20 protein-coding genes and 1 pseudogene are annotated in these 17,684 nt (G+C 46.5%); 7 read left to right on the forward strand and 14 right to left on the reverse strand.

Features of this window, described 5'->3' with window-relative positions; genetic code table 11:
* Positions 1-20 precede the first annotated feature (20 nt).
* The 3 genes from I1H34_RS06405 (at position 21) to I1H34_RS06415 (ending at position 1,959) form a co-directional block, all read left to right on the forward strand.
* Positions 21-440 carry a ribosomal maturation YjgA family protein gene (locus I1H34_RS06405; RefSeq protein ID WP_212664863.1) on the forward strand — a complete coding sequence of 140 codons (420 nt, stop codon included), beginning with the start codon at positions 21-23 and terminating at the stop codon, positions 438-440.
* Between the two features lie 123 nt (positions 441-563).
* Entirely contained in the window at positions 564-1,322 is a 759-nt protein-coding gene (gene yaaA / locus I1H34_RS06410; protein ID WP_212664864.1) for a peroxide stress protein YaaA, read from the forward strand.
* 7 nt (positions 1,323-1,329) lie between these two features.
* Complete coding sequence (locus I1H34_RS06415; protein WP_212664865.1) at positions 1,330-1,959, forward strand: class I SAM-dependent methyltransferase; 630 nt, start codon at positions 1,330-1,332, stop codon at positions 1,957-1,959.
* 8 nt (positions 1,960-1,967) lie between these two features.
* Here I1H34_RS06415 and I1H34_RS06420 read toward each other — a convergent pair whose 3' ends face one another.
* The gene (locus tag I1H34_RS06420; protein ID WP_212664866.1) at positions 1,968-2,540 is read right to left on the reverse strand and encodes a hypothetical protein; all 573 of its coding nucleotides are present in this window, start codon (positions 2,538-2,540) and stop codon (positions 1,968-1,970) included.
* Positions 2,541-2,744: 204 nt separating this feature from the next.
* Here I1H34_RS06420 and I1H34_RS06425 point away from each other — a divergent pair, with 204 nt between their 5' ends.
* Both I1H34_RS06425 and I1H34_RS32725 read left to right on the forward strand, forming a co-directional pair.
* Complete coding sequence (locus I1H34_RS06425) at positions 2,745-2,909, forward strand: hypothetical protein (protein WP_212664867.1); 165 nt, start codon at positions 2,745-2,747, stop codon at positions 2,907-2,909.
* Positions 2,910-3,787: 878 nt separating this feature from the next.
* The gene (locus tag I1H34_RS32725; protein WP_255800794.1) at positions 3,788-3,916 is read left to right on the forward strand and encodes a hypothetical protein; all 129 of its coding nucleotides are present in this window, start codon (positions 3,788-3,790) and stop codon (positions 3,914-3,916) included.
* A gap of 5 nt (positions 3,917-3,921) precedes the next feature.
* Here the strand turns inward: I1H34_RS32725 and I1H34_RS06430 are convergent, their stop codons facing one another.
* From I1H34_RS06430 to I1H34_RS06465, 8 genes and pseudogenes are all read right to left on the reverse strand, one after another.
* A complete protein-coding gene (locus tag I1H34_RS06430; protein WP_212664868.1) occupies positions 3,922-4,365 on the reverse strand; it encodes a hypothetical protein in 444 nt (147 codons plus the stop codon).
* A gap of 15 nt (positions 4,366-4,380) precedes the next feature.
* A pseudogene (locus tag I1H34_RS06435) lies at positions 4,381-5,209 on the reverse strand (IS1 family transposase).
* Between the two features lie 311 nt (positions 5,210-5,520).
* Positions 5,521-5,772, reverse strand: coding sequence for a hypothetical protein (locus I1H34_RS06440; RefSeq protein WP_212664869.1), 252 nt, complete (start codon positions 5,770-5,772; stop codon positions 5,521-5,523).
* Positions 5,773-5,916: 144 nt separating this feature from the next.
* Positions 5,917-7,824 (reverse strand): ATP-dependent zinc metalloprotease FtsH4, encoded by a 1,908-nt coding sequence (gene ftsH4 / locus I1H34_RS06445; RefSeq protein ID WP_212664870.1) that lies wholly within the window; start codon positions 7,822-7,824, stop codon positions 5,917-5,919.
* Between the two features lie 97 nt (positions 7,825-7,921).
* Positions 7,922-8,119, reverse strand: a complete 198-nt coding sequence (pgr5, locus tag I1H34_RS06450; RefSeq protein WP_212664871.1) for a cyclic electron transport protein PGR5 — start codon at positions 8,117-8,119, stop codon at positions 7,922-7,924.
* A gap of 442 nt (positions 8,120-8,561) precedes the next feature.
* Entirely contained in the window at positions 8,562-8,747 is a 186-nt protein-coding gene (locus tag I1H34_RS32035) for a sigma factor-like helix-turn-helix DNA-binding protein (RefSeq protein ID WP_249369862.1), read from the reverse strand.
* 184 nt (positions 8,748-8,931) lie between these two features.
* Complete coding sequence (locus I1H34_RS06460) at positions 8,932-9,090, reverse strand: high light inducible protein (protein WP_212664872.1); 159 nt, start codon at positions 9,088-9,090, stop codon at positions 8,932-8,934.
* Positions 9,091-9,310: 220 nt separating this feature from the next.
* Positions 9,311-10,225 (reverse strand): hypothetical protein, encoded by a 915-nt coding sequence (locus I1H34_RS06465; protein ID WP_212664873.1) that lies wholly within the window; start codon positions 10,223-10,225, stop codon positions 9,311-9,313.
* A gap of 359 nt (positions 10,226-10,584) precedes the next feature.
* Between I1H34_RS06465 and I1H34_RS06470 the strand changes: the two genes are divergently transcribed.
* A complete protein-coding gene (locus I1H34_RS06470; protein ID WP_212664874.1) occupies positions 10,585-12,381 on the forward strand; it encodes an ABC transporter ATP-binding protein in 1,797 nt (598 codons plus the stop codon).
* A 27-nt stretch (positions 12,382-12,408) separates the two neighbouring features.
* On the opposite strand, the gene I1H34_RS06475 is transcribed toward I1H34_RS06470, so the two are convergent.
* Together I1H34_RS06475 and I1H34_RS06480 are read right to left on the reverse strand one after the other, a co-directional pair.
* On the reverse strand, positions 12,409-13,137 hold the full coding sequence (locus I1H34_RS06475) for a response regulator (protein ID WP_212664875.1): 729 nt from the start codon (positions 13,135-13,137) through the stop codon (positions 12,409-12,411).
* 350 nt (positions 13,138-13,487) lie between these two features.
* The gene (locus tag I1H34_RS06480; protein ID WP_212664876.1) at positions 13,488-13,982 is read right to left on the reverse strand and encodes a GNAT family N-acetyltransferase; all 495 of its coding nucleotides are present in this window, start codon (positions 13,980-13,982) and stop codon (positions 13,488-13,490) included.
* A 500-nt stretch (positions 13,983-14,482) separates the two neighbouring features.
* Between I1H34_RS06480 and I1H34_RS06485 the strand changes: the two genes are divergently transcribed.
* Positions 14,483-15,232 (forward strand): PEP-CTERM sorting domain-containing protein, encoded by a 750-nt coding sequence (locus I1H34_RS06485; RefSeq protein ID WP_212664877.1) that lies wholly within the window; start codon positions 14,483-14,485, stop codon positions 15,230-15,232.
* Between the two features lie 132 nt (positions 15,233-15,364).
* Here the strand turns inward: I1H34_RS06485 and I1H34_RS06490 are convergent, their stop codons facing one another.
* The 3 genes from I1H34_RS06490 to I1H34_RS06500 form a co-directional block, all read right to left on the reverse strand.
* Complete coding sequence (locus tag I1H34_RS06490; protein WP_212664878.1) at positions 15,365-15,682, reverse strand: hypothetical protein; 318 nt, start codon at positions 15,680-15,682, stop codon at positions 15,365-15,367.
* A gap of 232 nt (positions 15,683-15,914) precedes the next feature.
* Complete coding sequence (locus I1H34_RS06495) at positions 15,915-16,283, reverse strand: DUF2470 domain-containing protein (protein ID WP_212664879.1); 369 nt, start codon at positions 16,281-16,283, stop codon at positions 15,915-15,917.
* A 125-nt stretch (positions 16,284-16,408) separates the two neighbouring features.
* Entirely contained in the window at positions 16,409-17,674 is a 1,266-nt protein-coding gene (locus I1H34_RS06500) for an MFS transporter (protein WP_212664880.1), read from the reverse strand.
* Between the last annotated feature and the right edge of the window lie 10 nt (positions 17,675-17,684).

Below are 17,684 nucleotides of genomic sequence, written 5' to 3' on the forward strand. Positions count from 1 at the left end.
GAGTCACTAGGATCGTTGATATGCCTAAGCCACCAGCCCCACCGTATCGTCACTATCGCCAGGCTTTGGCCGTGAGTATGGCGGTGATTGTGCCGTTGGGATTGGGTATCAAGTTTTATCAGGGACCGGGGCAGTCCTGGCTGAATGATACGTTTGGCGGCGTCCCCTATGAGATTTTCTTTGTTTTGCTGGCGGCTTATATTTGGCCTGCAGTATCGCCGGGGAGAATTGCGATCGCAGTGTGTCTCGCCACCTGTGGATTAGAATTCCTGCAGCTGTGGCAACCGGCTTGGCTCCAGGCGATCCGAGGGACCTTACCTGGACGGCTGGTGTTGGGCAATACCTTTAGCTGGACAGACTTTCCTTACTATTTCATCGGCAGTGGGTTGGGATGGCTAGGGCTGCGAGGGTTAAAGCGAAGGACATTACGCACCTATTAATTCCTTGATTAATTTTAGGTGTGAAAAGAAGGTCGATCAACGCCTGATAAATCAGCCGTGGTAAATTGTCAGATGCGCGTGCGCCCTAGAGCAAGACCCAATGCCGACAGCAGGAGTAGAGCCATGTTAATGATCATCTCCCCCTCGAAAACTCAAAACTTTGATCCACCACCTGCAATCGACTATACGGTGCCGACTCAGGCTGCCCAAACCCAAATTTTGGCCAAACAACTGCGACAATATAGCCCGGAAGACTTGGGCAAGTTGATGAAAATTAGCCCTAAACTGTCTGATCTTAACTGGCAGCGCTACCAAGACTTTCAGGACTCCTTTACCCAAGAAAATGCCAAGCAAGCCCTCTTGGCTTTTAGGGGCGACGTCTATAACGGTATTGAGGTCGAGACCTACTCCCAGGATGATTTTGCTTTCGCCCAGGCCCATCTCCGTATTCTGTCGGGGTTGTACGGTCTCCTCAAGCCCCTGGATTTGATCCAGCCCTATCGGTTGGAGATGGGAACTAAACTCCAGACGGACAAGGGCAAGACCCTCTATGACTTTTGGGGGGCTCAAATTACAGATGCACTCAATACCGATTTAGACGCCCATACGCCCCTGATTAACCTGGCATCGGGGGAGTATTTCAAGGCCGTCCAGCCTCAGCAGCTCAAGGGGAAAGTGCTCAATATTGCCTTTAAGGAAAATAAGAATGGCACCTATAAGGTGATTGGGATTCACGCTAAGCGCGCCCGAGGGTTGATGGTGAACTATGCCATCCACAACCGCATTGCTGAACCTGAGGGTTTACAAGGGTTTGATGTAGAACGATATCAGTTCAATCCCAGTCTTTCACAAGAAACCGAATGGGTCTTTTGCCGGGGTTAGGTTGACTGTGCTGTCTTCTTTACAGACTTTTGTTGCTCAACAACTTGGGTATCCCTCTGGTATCTGGGGGCGACTGCTGTTGCGATTCCTCAATAGAGGAAATGCGGGTATGCATCAGTTGGCTTTTGAGCAATTGGCGATGCGTCAAGGCGATCGCATCCTAGAAATCGGGTTTGGTGGGGGCAGTCTGCTGGCTCAGATCTTACAAACGGGCCTGCCAGAAACGGTTGTGGGAATTGACTATGCAGAAGATGCGTTGAAAGTCGCGCAGACAAAATTACGACAATATATGCGGTCAGGCCAACTCACCCTACAGCAAGGGAATGCCGATCATCTTCCTTTCCCTGACCAGCAGTTTGATTACATTTGTACGGTCAATACCCTCTACTTTTGGCCGGATGCCCTAGCGGTGTTTCAAGAGTGTTACCGCACGCTGAGGCCGGAAGGAAAATTAGTGATTTGCTACAACACCCAAACGTTTCTGGAAGAACAAGGTTTAATCCAGCAAGGATTTAAAGGGTATGAGGTAGACGCTGTGGAAAACTTATTAGGCCAAACGGGTTTTCAATCAATACGAACCATGTCTGGAGAAGATGCTAGCAATGGGAAATATTATTGCACCTGTGGAAAACGGTGATATTTCACCTAGGCCCACACCGTAAATACATAGACAAAATACGCCCCATATAAGCAGCCAACGGTCCCTAGCGCAATGCGACCTTTTAGAGATTTATAGTGGCGAAACAGGATGGTGCAACTGATGACAACGGCTAGAATTTCGAGACGGGTGACGGTGCCCCCATGATGATCCGGATCCCAATAGGAAATAGGACTTTCAAATCGCCAATTAGAAAACGGAAAGAAGTGGCGATGGCCATCATCATGATGCAGGGGCAAATCCCCTAGGGCGTGTAAACCCATACTGGCAAATAACAACATGCCGACTTGGGAGCTAGCCCATAACGCAAGCAAAAAGCCAAAGGCCATGATTGGCAGTGAATTAAAGACATCAATAAAGTTCTGCCAATGGGTTTGATAGTAGGCCTGTCGCCAAATATATTGCTCAGAACTGCCCCGTAGTACTTTCTCCACAAAGTAGAACACAAACATCGGGGCATCAGGCAATATACCGCCAATGGCAACAGAGGTAACTAACTTTGCTGATCGGTTTCGGCCTAAGCACAGCAGGTTAAGCAGAATATGGGCAGGGGTATTCATCGGCTGAGATTAAGCGAGTCTTAAGGGTTCAGGTTAAGCCAAAAAAATGCTGAGGAATATCATAGCCTAACGTTTCTGCGAAAATTCTAAGTAAGACTGTGCAATCACAATCAACTTTAGAGTAGTGCATCGTTCTCTATACCCCAATCGTCAATCTTCTTTGCCACTCCGTCTGCCCCCCTCGAAGTTCAATACGATGTTGTAATGACCGATCAGACAACGGTGGAGCAGCCTCCCAGAATATCAGCTTACACGTCGGCTTCACAGCGACAAGAGGCAGCCCAATTCCTAGATCCACTGAGTGTCCATCAGCTACTGGACGAGATTGCAGAGCAACATCAAATCTTAAAAGCAAAGCTGAAAAAGTGAGTGAAAGACGTTCGTTTTGATCTAATTTTCCAGCTAGTTTGAAGAATGATTTGAGCTGAAATCCATGGAGATTTTCCTTGAAGAATAGGCTAAAAATATTGTTATTTGTACGTCATAAAATCAGCAGAGATCCTGCAATGACTGTGCAATCTTATTCTTCAATGTAGCTGTCGCTATAATTGACTTAAGCTAGTCTTAGCTGCTACAGATAATGACTTTTTAATAGGATTTTATATACAGATTGCGAAGCGTATAGATCTGTAAAAACGAGACGGTCTAGCTTCCATGTTGAGAAATCTTATTATGCCCTTGAATACCTCTATTAGTGGCACGCAAAATTTAGCTGAAATCATTCTATATAGAGGGTTGGACAACTTGGCTGGGCAAGAAAAATGTTAACAGGCGATCTAGACAGCTGTGTTCATGATTTCAACCCGTCTCATTTGGATCTACAATGCCTCCATCCCTAAAGTATCGAAGCCTTCAATGGTTTTCGGTGAGGGATTAGTGACTATGATAATTCAGATTTAATTACCGATTTCTCGAATCCAATCGATGACAAGAGAGCCATTCTCTTTCGTTGGCTTGGTCACCTCAGTTTGTCTGAGGTGAATTTTTTGCTTCCCTTAATTTTTATCTATTCTCAATAAGACAAGGAGAAATTTATGCCTGTTTCAAAAGATGGAGTATTGGTTCTTGGTGCTGTAATTGGGGCTGCTTCTCTGATTGCCTATGCGGTGTACAGCGTCATGGCAGCACAAGCTAGCTTTTAATCTCAGTCAAGAGTTATAACTCCCTTCTCGTAGAATCTTGAAGGGAGTTTTTTTGTCTTGTTACCCCATACCCATCAGTGCCTTTTTGGCGATAACCCTACACCGATGGATTGGCCTGCTGATTTGACGGCTGGGGTGAGTGATATGTTGCTACCGCTTTCCTACTTGTGGAACAAGTTGAATCTTAGACTTCGAGTCCTCATTGCATTTGCACTCTTTACCGATGAACTGTGAATGGTTTAGTCCGTGCCGCCCCATGTCCAGCGAGGATTGCCTTGGCGGAGGCCACTTTTGATGATTTGAGTTGTAAATCCGTTTACATCTCGCATCCCCGTCATATCTAAGATGACTTTGGCTTTGCCTTGGAACAGTTGTAATCGAATAAAAGAAGGGCCGGTATGCTCTTTGCCATCGATTTTGAGCATGCCAGCAGTCCCTTCGCAGTTGCGATATTGGGGCTTAAGGGTACCAATCCAAGTAGCGCTGTAAGGTTCCTTGGGAGCTAGGGTGATATTGGTTGCGATCGCACTTAAATTCACCATGCCATCCGTTGCATATCCCCCTTCTTGATAAGGCTGCCTAGTTTGGTAAGCAATCACTGTCTTCGGACAGCCTTGCTCTGGGCCATTGATAGGGAAGACCTGCAGTTCAATCGTTTCAGCTGCAGCAGCTCTAGACATCATCAAACTGGTCGTGCATCAAACAATTGTGGGGTAGGTGAGTATGTCATCCCAATGCCAAGCTCGCGAGGCTAGATCAGCACGTTGTGCCGCCGTTGTTTTAAGCCGACTGTGTGTCCAAATCCAATTGAAATAGCTGACCACTAATCGAGCAGTGACTTTGGTTTGCGCCCACACTTTGCCAAATTTGTTCTGGCGTCGATGCCATCGACCACTGTGCTGTCGAATAATGCCATTGGTGCGTTCGAGTCGTTGAGTTCTGTCCTTGCCAATGTAATGGTCAATCTCCCAAGGCAACACTCTTTCGTACCCCCCCAATCGTCGCTATTCCAGTCCTTGCAATCGGTCTTACCTTCAGTGCTAGTCACCAGTTCATTCAATAATGAATCGGTGTGCTTGCCCACACGACACGAGAGGATCACGCCGCTTGTGTTTGCCAAGGTAATCGCCATCCAACAATCACCCATCTCTAGCTCATAGGGAAGACAGTGTTTTTGCTTTTTTTCACAAAGGACCACATTTCATCTGCACTGACATCCTCCGTTTCAACGGCTTGCACTTGGCCATTATGGAGTTGCTGAGATCGTTGGCTAGCAGCTCTTACTAGAGAGACTACAGTGTTGTAAGCCAGGCCACTGGTCCGAGTGATACCTCGAAGACTACTCCCTTCTGCATGGGCTTGGAGAACTTGTCGGACCTGCTCTGGACTCACCTGACGACGATAGTAAAGGGTATCAAAGCGTTCAGTAAAGGTCTGCTGGCACTCAGGACAACGGTATCGTTGAAGCATGTTGGGCATCTTGCCATGCTTGTGTGCTTTGGAATGACCGCATAGTGGGCATTGCATGGGTAGGTTAGAAGCTGAGCTGAGCCTCTAGTATACTCAACCCACAATTACTTGAGGCACGACCATCAAACTAATGGGAAGTGCCAATAATAGAGACAAACATCGTTTCATCTTTAAACCTCAGATTCACTTGCCCCTTGGGGCATCTATTTCTATGAAAGTGGGTGTAATGAGGAAACGACAAGGATTTGCCATAGAACTTGACCCTTAACTGGTTTCTGAAACTGCCTGAATTTATGGCAGGTGGGCACAAACTATTGAAAACAATCGGATTAGAACTCTGGCCCACCTGTAAATTTTTCTGGGTTTTCTTACTCTGCAATGATTTGAGGGATCCAGATCGGCTGCCATCGGCCATTAAGCTCCACGGTCTTCAGAATGGCTAAAGCTCGACTTCCTTTTTCATCCCCACTCATCCCCTTATTCTTCTGACAGCGTCCAACGACAACATCTACTCCCTTTTCACTGCCAATTGTCTTCTCTGCTTGCTGACGACGGCGGTAATCAAGGCTCTTCCCAGCTTGATTGCCCTGTGCAGTTTGAATAGGATTACTGGAGGACATGAAACCAAACACTTGCAGGTTAAATTACTGTCCACTTTTTTGAGTAAAGGTCAAACACACCAACAGCAAATGAGGTAAGGACAGACGTATAAAAAAGCCCCCTGCAAAGCAGAGGGCAACCAAAGGAATTCTCAATGAAAAGGTTTAGACAGCGAGAGGCTCTTCAGTCTCTTGGACATGCTGTTCAGGTTGAGCCTCTAATTCAGGATGGACCTTAGCGAGCATCTCTCGGAGACCATCGCCCTCAATCACTTCCTTCTCCAGCAACTGCTCAGAAATCATCTCCAGCAGCTCCTTATTTCCCTTCAGGATACCGAGAGCTTCCTGGTGAGCCGTCTCCACAATGCCCTTAACCTCCTTATCAATCTCCTTCGCCGTCTCATCGCTCACAGCCCGGCGAGCATTCATCCCCCCACCGAGGAAATTATTCTGCTGACCCTTGTCATAAGCTAGAGGACCTAACACCTCACTCATGCCGTAAGACGTCACCATCTGCTCCGCCAGATCCGTCGCTCTCTGTAAATCATTAGAAGCACCCGTCGTGATACTCCCGAAGATGACCTCCTCCGCAGCTCGTCCACCTAACAGAGTGGCAATCTGACCGCGCAGCTCAGCCTCATTCAACAAGAACCGATCTTCCGTAGGCACTTGCAAGGTATAACCCAAGGCAGCCATACCGCGAGGAACAATGGAAATCTTCTCCACTTGATCTGAACCGGACATCTTGGCCCCGACAAGGGCATGACCGACCTCGTGGTAAGCCACAATCTTCTTCTCCTTCTCATTGAGCACACGGCTCTTCTTCTCTAGACCAGCCACCACTCGCTCAATCGCTTCAGCAAAGTCTTGAGTCTCCACCACCTTGTTGCCGCGTCGGGCTGCTAGTAGTGCCGCTTCATTCACCAAGTTGGCTAGGTCAGCCCCGGCAAAACCAGGAGTACGAGTGGCCATGGCCTTAAGGTCAACATTCTCACCCAGCTTCACTTTCTTGGCATAGATTTCCAAGATAGCTAGACGACCCGTGAGATCAGGACGGTCTACTAGTACTTGACGGTCAAATCGACCGGGACGTAATAGGGCAGGGTCTAAAGTTTCAGGACGGTTAGTTGCAGCAAGAACGATAACAGTTGCATCTCCAGCCCCAAACCCATCCATTTCTGTTAAGAGTTGGTTGAGAGTTTGTTCCCGCTCATCATTCCCGCCGACGAAGCCATTTCCACCAGACCGGGATTTACCAATGGCATCCAATTCGTCAATAAAGATAATGCAGGGGGCTTTCTTCTTCGCTTGTTCAAACAAATCACGAACGCGAGCGGCACCAGTACCGACAAATAGTTCCACAAACTCAGAACCCGAGATACTGAAGAACGCAACCCCAGCTTCACCGGCGACGGCCTTAGCCATCAATGTTTTACCGGTTCCAGGAGGACCTACTAGGAGAACACCCTTGGGAATCTTGGCACCAATGTCAGTAAAGCGCTTGGGAGACTGGAGGAACTCAACAATTTCTTCGAGTTCGGCTTTGGATTCTTCGACACCAGCGACATCATCAAAGGTGACTTTATTGTCATCGCCTTCGACATAGACTTTGGCTTTGTTCTTGGTCACAGAGAGGGCACCTTGGGGACCACCGCCGCCCATGCCACCACGACTAAAGAATTGGAAGATGGCGACGAAGATAACGGGGGGAATGACCCAGCTCAGGAGGGTAGTGAACCAGCGATTGCCCGCAGGAGGGGTAGCAGCGAATTCGACGCCTTTAGATTCGAGAAGCTTGGGGAGTTCTAGGTCAAAGATAGGAGTGGTTTCTTGAACTCGACTGACATCTCCCTCTGTACCTTTGAGTTGATAACGGATAACGTCTTGGCCAACGGAGACCCGAGCCACTTCTTCATCTTGGACTTGCTCAATAAAGAAGCTATAGGGAACTTTAGAAACTTGTGGACCATTACCAAAGGTCAACACTAGATTGATGACTAATAGCCCCAAAGGCAGTAACAGTAAGATTATTCTTAAGGGATTAGGACGGCGTGGTTTGTCATTAACAGGCATGAGAAGGTCCTTATCTAAAAAAGTGGTGTAATAACTCGATGGGCAAGACTCAGGTCTTAAGGGTTCGATAACGCGAACCCATCGTTGCGCTGGCTTTTTATGCTAGGAGTCCAAGACGTTTGCCATTGTCGCGAGCTAGTCGAATCCAACCTTGACGGCGACTCCGGTCAATACCCATTTGATTGCAGACATTCGTAATGGCTTTAGAGTGCATAGCGATGCCTTTGCCTCTGAGCTTTACAAATTTGGGCTGACCAACGATGTTGCGAACTAGGACGACGAGAGGGGCAAACATGATGAATTCCTTTGTGTAACTTTATGTAAACTATATTAACTATTTTGTAAAGTTGTGTCAAATAAATTTACATATTCATGTTTTTGTGATAAAAAAGACGATTTGAGCAATTATTACGTCTTTTACCCTTAAATCAATGATTTTAGGATTGAAAAGTATTTATAGAGCAATAAATACTATGAAAAATCAATTAATAAAGTTTTTAAGTCTTATTTGCTTATTTATCCGTCTTTAATAAAATTATGACTTCATCCTGAAGTCTCTGAGCTTATTGTTTTTTGTAAATGTATGTAAAACAAAAGAAGCTGCTCTTCTATATAAAGAGCAGCTTGAGAGGTAGAGAGAATGTTTGAGTGGCCCTAGTTTAGGAAGCCATATACTCTTGCAAGCCCCCCTTCTGTGACCGAAACAGTTGAAATGCTGCTCGCTCAACTCGACGCACCTATTCTCGACTCACATTCAAATGCTCACCTACTTTTACTAAGGTCAATGGGTTTTGATCGATCAGGTCATACCGTAAGGTAATGACTTCCCGCTGTTGAGGATTTAGAGATTGTAGGAGTTTTGCTAAGAGGATGTTGTTGCATCGTCTTCTGGGGACGCATGAGGAACTTCTCGCAATTTCCATAGTGCAGTATTTTGTTGATTGCTAATCTGAATATCCAAAGAAATGGAATGATGAGCATAATCCAGAAAGGTTTCAATAATGGAAGTAATGGAAAAAAAATAACCCCAGCTCACAGCTGGGGTCAAAGAAGAAGGAAGAGGTAGTTAAGGACTATTCACGACGCTAAGTCAGGTGCAAATAGAAATTAATTAACAAAGAAGAAAAATGAAGAAAGTTGTCCGAGGATTCCTTTTCCTGTCAATACCTCAGTGATCAAGGCGATGAAAAACCCAGACATTGCTAGGCGACCACTGAATGTCTCTGCAAAGCTGTTAAAACCCCAAGTCTGATTCTTGATGCTCATGGTGTTTGACTCCGTAATGCGAATTAACTTATGTAAACTAATGTAAACCTTATGTAAAGTTTTGTCAACCCCAGATCAAATTTCTGTTGGGCTGGATGCTCATGAAAGATGTTGACTCTGCCGGCTGGAAGAGAGAGAGGCTAAATTCATGAGTAAACCCGGAAAAATTTATAGGTGGTCTCTGGCTATGTTGGAGATTGACCCCGTTGCCATGAAAGATCTACCAGTGAATGCCTGTTAATCTTTCGAGGCAAATTAGAAAGAGTCTGGCATTGGGAATTGCGGCATAGCCGAAGGAATACTTGCCTTTCCCAGACCACCAGGTGGAATCCTTATGCTTAAACTGAAATACTCCACCCCCCAACTGAATATCTTTCATATCAGCCACCTCGACTTTGTGAGTGCCGCTCTTCTCTTCAAACTCCATAAAGCCTGGCCCAATCCTCACCACGCGCAAGGTCTTGCCAATGGGAAACTCGATATACCCCAGTTGGTTGAGTTGTTCGTTGATGACTGGTAAGAGATGGGTGCTCCACCGCCCTTCTGCAGCCTGGGCAAAGTGGCACAAATTATCCGCAGGTGGGTTTCCTTTTTGACTGCGGTAGGAGCCCTTTAGCCTAAATTCTGGCCCTGAAAGTCGAGTCCACCAGTAGTTGAAGGTTGTGCCGGTATAGACGCCGTTGTAATAATTCCGGGTTTGCTGAGTGAAGAGATTTTTTCCATCCTTAAATAGAAAGATCTCAGTTTTAGGTTGGCCGGAGCGCTTCCCCTTGAGGCTGTGGAGGGCAATACCCAGCTCGCCAACATAAGAGCATTGATAGAAATATTGCGTGGTGAGGATGCCAATACCAATGAAAATCACTGTACTTATCAGGGCACAAATCAGGACGGGAAGTTCCGTCACAAATGCAAAAATACAGCCTCCCACTGCTCCACCGCTGGCCCAAAGCATGCAGTTCTTGAGTCGCTCTTGACCTTGGTTCGCCTGTTTAGAACGGGATAAGCTGCTATCTGCTGAAATAATCTCACCTATTTCGGGTGGTGGTGGCGCAAAAAACTCCATATCTGGAATAATTTGACTCCCAACATGGCGAACGACGTTTTCAGTTGGCGTCCAGCTCATTTCACCAGTCATACCTTTTAATGCCTCTAAATCACTACTTCCCCCACAGAACTGCTGCTGTCAAAGGAATACAGTCAAGCCTAAAACAGCTAGGTAACGGCATCCTAGAGCCAGGAGCATCAGTCAATTTGAATTCAGGCTCAATAATATACCGTCTGTATTGCAGTTGTGCAGTAGAACGGTAAGCCATGAGGGGGCTTACCCATTCCTTAGCCAACCATATTCAATGGTGTGAGTCATTTCGGGTCAGACTGATTCGCTTCACTGCATTTGTTCCTTCACGAGAAATCTATGATGACTTGCCCAAGGGAGAGCAGCAACACAGTACGCTGAAAAGATATCCCAGCAATCAACGCTGTTCCAATTGACCTATGGCAACAAAGCATCCTGACTCCAAAACCCTGCATCCGCTGACTCGGCTGTTCAAGTATGGGCGGGTTTATCGTTCCCAAATTTGGTCTGCAGCAACCTGCTCTGTCCTCAACAAGATTTTTGATCTGGCCCCTCCGGTACTGATTGGAGCGGCGGTGGATATTGTGGTCAAGCGTCAGGATTCTCTGATTGCGGCCCTGGGCATTACTGATGTCTTTCAGCAATTGCTGGCCTTGTCGCTTATTTCGGCGATTATTTGGGGACTGGAGTCTGTCTTTGAATATGCCTATGCGCGTCTGTGGCGGAACTTAGCCCAGACAATGCAGCATGACCTGCGTTTAGATGCCTATCAGCATTTACAGAATCTGGAGTTGGCCTATTTCGAGGATCGCAGTACGGGGGAGCTGATGTCGATTCTGAACGACGACATTAACCAGCTAGAGCGGTTTTTGGATGGTGGGGCCAACGATATTTTGCAGGTAATCACCACCGTGGTGATTATTAGTAGTGCCTTTTTTATCCTGGCTCCTACGGTGGGGTGGATGGCGATGCTGCCGATTCCTTTGATTATTTGGGGTGCGATCGCATTTCAAAAAAAGCTGGCTCCCTACTATATGACTGTGCGAGAAAAGGTGAGCTTTCTCAATGGTCGTCTTGCCAATAATCTCAGCGGTATGGTGACGATCAAGAGCTTTACGGCGGAGGAATTTGAAGCCCAACAGGTGAGAACCGATAGCGATGCCTACCGCCAGAGCAATAGTCGGGCCATTGCTTTTAGTGCGGCGTTTATTCCTCTGATTCGAATTTTGATTTTGCTGGCGTTTATGGCGATTATGCTGTTTGGCGGTATGGAAGTGATGGCCGATCGTCTAGAGGTGGGCACCTATAGCGTGTTAGTCTTTCTGACCCAGCGCCTGCTGTGGCCCTTGACTCGATTGGGAGACACCCTCGATCAGTACCAGCGAGCAATGGCTTCGATTCAGCGGGTGATGGCCTTGCTGGATACGCCGATTCAAATTCATCCGGGGCATCTAAATTTACCCGTCCCGCAGGTTAAAGGAGAGGTGCAGTTTAAGGATGTTTCGTTTGAGTACTATCCCGATTTACCGATTATCCATAATGTTTCTCTGACGATTCCGGCAGGTGAAACCATTGCTATCGTCGGTTCGACTGGATCGGGAAAAAGTACTCTGGTGAAGCTCTTATTGCGATTTTATGAAGCCCATACGGGGGACATCACCCTAGACGGTATTGGTATTGAAACCCTGCAGCTTAAAGACTTGCGCCAAGCCATTGGCCTAGTCAGCCAGGATGTATTTCTGTTTCACGGTACGGTTTACGAAAATATTGCCTACGGCCAACCCCAAATCGATCAGGCCCAGGTGGAAAAGGCGGCCAAAAATGCCGAAGCTCATGAATTTATTTCCCAGCTGCCAGAGGGGTATCACACGATTGTGGGGGAACGAGGCCAGAAGTTGTCTGGCGGGCAACGGCAACGACTTGCTATTGCCCGCACGCTACTCAAAGATCCACCGATTTTGATCCTGGATGAAGCCACCTCTGCCGTGGATAACGAGACGGAAGCAGCGATTCAGCGGTCTTTAGATCGGATTACGGTGGATCGGACAACCATTGCCATCGCCCATCGTTTATCTACGATTCGCCATGCCGACTGTATCTATGTGATGGAGCAAGGCCGGATTGTAGAACAAGGAAAGCATGAACAGTTGCTGGCTCATGACGGCATCTATGCTCAGCTTTGGCGCGTCCAAACAGGACAGCGGGTTGAGGTGTAGCCTTAATATTGGTCCTAAATCTGCCCGTTAAGAATCTTTCCTAGCTTGACTGTCGCTGACATCACGCAAACAGACAACAGATGCTCCCTGCCCTTCCCACTGAGCATCTGCAACAGTGATTTCAGCTATACCATAGGTATTATCCAACCGGAGAATTTCTATTTGCGCGAGATGTTCCTCAACAATAGGAATGCCCAGATGGTGCCCCAACAGGTTAGAGTCTAGTTTATTGAACATATGGATCACTGCTGGATTAGCAAATTTAATGATTCCCTCTTGATCAATCACTAAAAGACCATCCTGAACATTGGTAATAATCGTCTCAAATTTATTGTTCAGTCTTTGAATTTCTATTTTTTGTTGCCTCAGATTAATATGCGTATTAACCCGTGTTAAGACTTCCCGATCATTAAAGGGTTTCATCACATAATCTACGGCGCCTTTCTCAAAGGCTTTAAGGATATGCTCCTGGTCACGGCTTGCTGTTAGGAATAAGATAGGAATGTCTTGAAAGTCCGAATTTGATTTTATTTGTTCGCACAATTCAAACCCATCCATCCCTGGCATGAATAAATCTAATAGGATGAGATCAGGTTGTTGAGCATTTAGACGCTGCAACGCATTTTGGCCATTGCTTGCACAAGTTACGGAATAGCCGTGATTTTCTAATAGTATGGCGAGGGTTTGAATGGTCTCAATTCGGTCATCAACGATTAAAATCGCAGGCTGAGACAGCTTACGTGAAGATACGTCCATATTTCTAAGACATCATCACAAGATATCGTTGAGTTCAATACTGTATAGTCTACGCTGCTTTCGTGTTTGTAGGGTTCTGCCCTCAATCAATTGTTATATATTCTCTTGTTTATTCTCCGGGGATATTGTGCCTCTATACAACCTTGAAAAATTAAACATTCAGCGATATTTAAACTTGCTCTGTATCTCTTCAAAATATTTGATCTGATACCTAAAAAAGATTCGAATTTTTTCATGCAAATCTTGGCAAAATTGTAGACAGGAGAGGAAGTCACTTCTTTGCCAATAGGTATTTTCTGTCGAGGGGGGAAATGCGATAACACGATGAAGTGTGACTCCAACCTATGAATCTATAGGGAGGTTAGACTTTCGCAGTCAGCAAACATCCACTGCCAATAACAGCGGTTTCTGTCCTGTTTAATAATTTCTGCACCTAATCGGTAATAAAACTGGAGACCTCGATGATTGCGGGCATCCGCTGTCCAGGCAATATGGGTGCAGTTATGGCTGGAGGCAATTTGGGCTAAATGCTGCATTAAGGCTGTGCCTGCACCCTGGCTACGATCTTTTGCTGCAATGTACAGGTCATCTAACCAAATGCTGGGCTGACCCGCAAAAGAAGAATATCGAAATCCGTAAAGGGCAAATCCGACAGGCTGGTCTTGCTGGTCTGCAAACAGCACATAGGCAAACGGGGTAGGACCAAAAATTGTGGATTGAATTTTGGCTTCTGAAGTTTGTATGGTGCCCTGATAGGCTCCAACGCTACGGTCAAACTCGGCCTTGTGCTGAATAAACTGATAAATAAGGTGCGTGTCTGCTGGAGTTGCAGTTCGGGTGTGCATTTCAACAGGTAGAGAAGACTCATTCAATTTTATGTTATCGAAATGTGCCTAGGTGGTTTGTGGCGTACAGTGTTTTTCTTAGGATAATGCAGCCTGATTATATTTCAATGCAATGGATGGTTGATGAGCCTGCTCGATACAGTTTTTTTTTGATGTATTTCTTTGATGAATACTTGTGGAGTAAATGCGTTAAATGGCCGTGAGTACTCCATAAAAAAGAAATCTATTTATCTCTATAAAGAGACTTTTTATGATTGATTAAATCTATTTCTATGTATTTAAAATTAAAATGCTATGGCAATAAAAACAACTGCAATGATTGTGTGTATTTGCAGTGTTAACTTATAAGTATCTCTCAGAGTAATTTAAAAATATCTTTTAGTATTCAAGAGGCATAAATAGATTTACTAGACTGACAGAATGATATTTATGTCAATTGAACTAAAATCTATATTTTTTGTAGTTAATCTATCGTATTAAAGCCATAGGGGGAGGGTTTAATGAACCTAAAATTAGCACTATATTCGGCGATAGCTCCAACCTGCGGTTTGTTTCTAAGTACTGGCTTAATAGGGTTTCAGTCTTTAGCTGCTGCACAACCTGTTTTTGATGCTGCGTTAGACAATTTTTTGGGTCAACCCCCTGGCACTATCGATGGCCTTGGTAATGGTAATGCAACTGAAGGTTCAGCAATTAAGCAAACTTTTTCAGCATCAGCAGGGCAATCTGTCACCTTAGATTGGAATTTTTTAACGAATGAGTTTACTCCCAATACGCCATTCAATGACTTTGCTTTTGTCTCTGTACGGCCTCTAGGAGGGACGTCAACTTTAGCGGATACGAACTCGCGCTTTCCACTACTCGGAAATAATAATCGTTTTAATAGTGAGACGGGGTACAACACCTTCTCTTATCAAATTCCGACCACTGGAACTTACACAATCGGGCTGGGGGTTGTTGACGTGGAAGACAGAATTGTTAGTTCTGGTTTATTGGTAGATAACGTCAATGTGGGGACTAATGGTGGCTTCGAAACGGGTGATTTCTCAGGCTGGGAAACCATCGGCAATACGAGTGTCGTTGATTCCAATTTTGGCATTGACCCCACAGAGGGTAATTCTCAGGCTTATCTCGCAACCGTTCCAGAACCTTCGACTATTTTGGGCTCGATGATGTTGCTGGGAGCGGGAACTCTACTCAAACGCACTGCTAAATGTAAGTCTGGAAAGGTAAAAGAACGTATTGGATAATGAGGGTGTGTGCTCACTATTTTCGTCTTTAGTGTTTCCCTTGACTGAATAAAAAATATCGCAAAAAAAAGGGTAGACCCGACTCGATCTACCCCTGTTCCTACTCAGTGAGAAACTTTTGAATTCAGTGAATTAGTTAGCGATAAAAGCTGCACCGTTGGGGCCACGAGTGATGATTTGGCCTGAAGGGGTGGTGGCGCTGCGGACGGCAGATTCAGTATTGGCGATATGGGCCGCACCGTTAGGACCACGGTTGATAACAGATAAGGCGTCATGGGGCTCAGTTTTAGGCTGCTGTTGGGCATCCAAGGGAACTTGCTTGACGATGGAAGGAGCGCCATTGGGGCCACGGGTGACGGTTTGGGTTTCTGCAACGGCGTTTGTGCTAATGCCTAGGGTAATAAGGGCGACTGCTGCGATGGTGTTGCGGGTCATTTGAGTAACGTTCATAATCTTTTGCTCCAACTTCAATGTCTTTAATGTACGAGGGCTAGCTGAGGGCAAAGTTAGGGAAATCTGTGGGGAATCATCCACTTTGCTGAGCAAGGCAAAAGAGTTCCCTGAGAAAACTGAGAAGCATTCGTTTTGGAGCTTCGATAGATCCCTGTATTGCTTGCTGAGATTAAAATTGGGGTTATTTAGAGGAGTCGATAAGGTAGGAATTAAGGCTTGATACGTATGCCTAAGGGCTTTCTTCCACTGTTGCCCATCCCAACTGGGCGCGGCTTGTAGCGATGACTTCTCCCAGAATTCGCTTAAAAGCGAGTACGCCATTTGCTGGTTCAGAGAAGTCGATTCTCAGGGGTTGCGTCCGTCCATCTCCACTGACTTCGAGCTGAATTCCGGCTGCATCTAGACGAAGTACCTTGGCTTGTGCGGCCCAATCCAGATGGGCTGCTTTGGCGCAGGCTAGTAGATCTTCGCGATGGTCTTGGTTTAGATGAGTTGCGATCGCAACTAGTAACTTATCCGTTAGCGGTGCGCCATCTCCTTTGTTTGAATGCTGATTACCCATCACAAACCATCTCCAATACAGCCATTGTGTATCCACTCGTCAATCTCTTTAATTGCTTCATAAGGCTAAGATGTCGCAGACTCCTGCTTTTGGCCGTTCTACCAACGTTGGTAAGTGGAGGCAATATTTCAATGGAACGAGAGAATATCTGCATTCTCATCTCAAGGGTGTTCCATGGCAGCTTTTTCAACGATCTGTGTGGCTAGCCAGACACTGACCAAACACAGCATAAAGCCGATCAGAAAAACACCGGTGTAGCCTAATGCAGTCGCGATAAAGCCGCTCAGGGCAGGGATGCCGACGTGGTGCCCAATAATAAAGACTGACGATTGTAGGGTGTAGTCACTGCCAGCCATATCTCGACGACTTTTGTCCATCATCACCGTGAATAGGGCCGTATTCGCTAGGCTGCGGGCGAATACTTCACCAGTACTCACGCCATAAAGTATGGCCGGATCGCGAACCCCCATTGCTGGGAGGGTCAGTGCGATTACGGCAATGGCTTGGATCACGCCGAATATAATGAGCGATTGCCTTCGACCCAAGGGCTGAATCAGCCCACCCGCAAGCAAAGAACCCATAATCGCAGATCCCGATCCTACGATGCCAGTCATCCAGCCAATATCGACCATCGATAGCCCCAAATCCACCAACAGAGGACGAAACATAGTTGCCGCCATACTGCTGCCGGTGACGTAAAGCAGAATAAATAGCAGCCAGATCAGCATCCCTGATTGCTGAACAAAACTCAGCAATGTATTTAAGTAGTTGGCGATTGCCCGTTTCACCCCTACCGCTTGCCTCACCTCTCCTACACTGTGGCGCGGCTCTTGGTAGAAGCACAGTGGTACCAGGGCAAGCAGTACGCCCCCTGCCAAAATTCTGACGCTGACCTGCCAGCCTACCTGATTCAAAACCAGCAGCATGACACCACCCCCTAAGATCCCCCCAGTTGCTCGACCGGCACTCTGGATACCGTTGCCCCAGCCCCGTTCATAGGGAGCCAGTAAGCGGATCGCCAATGCATCTGTGGCAATATCCTGAGTAGCGGCGAATGTCACCATTAAAAAAATGCCTTGGAATAACCCCATGGCATTATTAGAAGCATCCATGGATGCACAGCCCATCAGTGTTAGGGCAAGCAAAAATTGGGTGACAAAAATCCAAGATTTGTAGTGACCCCATCGGCGAGAGCCGTAGCGATCGACCAGCGGTGCCCAGAGAAACTTCAGCATCCATGGTAGGGTTAACAGCCCCAATAGCCCAACCACCTGTAAAGATGCACCTTGCTGTCGCAGGAAGATGGGCAAGGCTTGAAAGAAAAATGCTGACGGCAGGAATTGGGAGGTATAGAGACTGCTGAGAAGGATCCATTTAAAAGCTGGATGCAGACTCTGTTGGGGAGGTGTTTCTAAGTTAAGCGTCATGGGTCAGCTC

Origin of the sequence: Acaryochloris marina S15 (assembly GCF_018336915.1) — a bacterium.
GTDB classification, from domain to species: Bacteria; Cyanobacteriota; Cyanobacteriia; order Thermosynechococcales; family Thermosynechococcaceae; genus Acaryochloris; species Acaryochloris marina_A.

What these genes read in the sequence shown, in the direction of transcription:
- I1H34_RS06405 (WP_212664863.1), top strand. Translation starts at nt 21, where the DNA reads ATGCCTAAGCCACCAGCCCCACCGTATCGTCACTATCGCCAGGCTTTG.
- yaaA (WP_212664864.1), top strand. Translation starts at nt 564, where the DNA reads ATGTTAATGATCATCTCCCCCTCGAAAACTCAAAACTTTGATCCACCA.
- I1H34_RS06420 (WP_212664866.1), bottom strand. Translation starts at nt 2,540, where the DNA reads ATGAATACCCCTGCCCATATTCTGCTTAACCTGCTGTGCTTAGGCCGA.
- I1H34_RS06425 (WP_212664867.1), top strand. Translation starts at nt 2,745, where the DNA reads ATGACCGATCAGACAACGGTGGAGCAGCCTCCCAGAATATCAGCTTAC.
- I1H34_RS32725 (WP_255800794.1), top strand. Translation starts at nt 3,788, where the DNA reads ATGGATTGGCCTGCTGATTTGACGGCTGGGGTGAGTGATATGTTGCTA.
- I1H34_RS06430 (WP_212664868.1), bottom strand. Translation starts at nt 4,365, where the DNA reads ATGATGTCTAGAGCTGCTGCAGCTGAAACGATTGAACTGCAGGTCTTC.
- I1H34_RS06440 (WP_212664869.1), bottom strand. Translation starts at nt 5,772, where the DNA reads ATGTCCTCCAGTAATCCTATTCAAACTGCACAGGGCAATCAAGCTGGG.
- ftsH4 (WP_212664870.1), bottom strand. Translation starts at nt 7,824, where the DNA reads ATGCCTGTTAATGACAAACCACGCCGTCCTAATCCCTTAAGAATAATC.
- pgr5 (WP_212664871.1), bottom strand. Translation starts at nt 8,119, where the DNA reads ATGTTTGCCCCTCTCGTCGTCCTAGTTCGCAACATCGTTGGTCAGCCC.
- I1H34_RS32035 (WP_249369862.1), bottom strand. Translation starts at nt 8,747, where the DNA reads ATGGAAATTGCGAGAAGTTCCTCATGCGTCCCCAGAAGACGATGCAAC.
- I1H34_RS06460 (WP_212664872.1), bottom strand. Translation starts at nt 9,090, where the DNA reads ATGAGCATCAAGAATCAGACTTGGGGTTTTAACAGCTTTGCAGAGACA.
- I1H34_RS06465 (WP_212664873.1), bottom strand. Translation starts at nt 10,225, where the DNA reads ATGACTGGTGAAATGAGCTGGACGCCAACTGAAAACGTCGTTCGCCAT.
- I1H34_RS06470 (WP_212664874.1), top strand. Translation starts at nt 10,585, where the DNA reads ATGGCAACAAAGCATCCTGACTCCAAAACCCTGCATCCGCTGACTCGG.
- I1H34_RS06475 (WP_212664875.1), bottom strand. Translation starts at nt 13,137, where the DNA reads ATGGACGTATCTTCACGTAAGCTGTCTCAGCCTGCGATTTTAATCGTT.
- I1H34_RS06480 (WP_212664876.1), bottom strand. Translation starts at nt 13,982, where the DNA reads ATGCACACCCGAACTGCAACTCCAGCAGACACGCACCTTATTTATCAG.
- I1H34_RS06485 (WP_212664877.1), top strand. Translation starts at nt 14,483, where the DNA reads ATGAACCTAAAATTAGCACTATATTCGGCGATAGCTCCAACCTGCGGT.
- I1H34_RS06490 (WP_212664878.1), bottom strand. Translation starts at nt 15,682, where the DNA reads ATGAACGTTACTCAAATGACCCGCAACACCATCGCAGCAGTCGCCCTT.
- I1H34_RS06500 (WP_212664880.1), bottom strand. Translation starts at nt 17,674, where the DNA reads ATGACGCTTAACTTAGAAACACCTCCCCAACAGAGTCTGCATCCAGCT.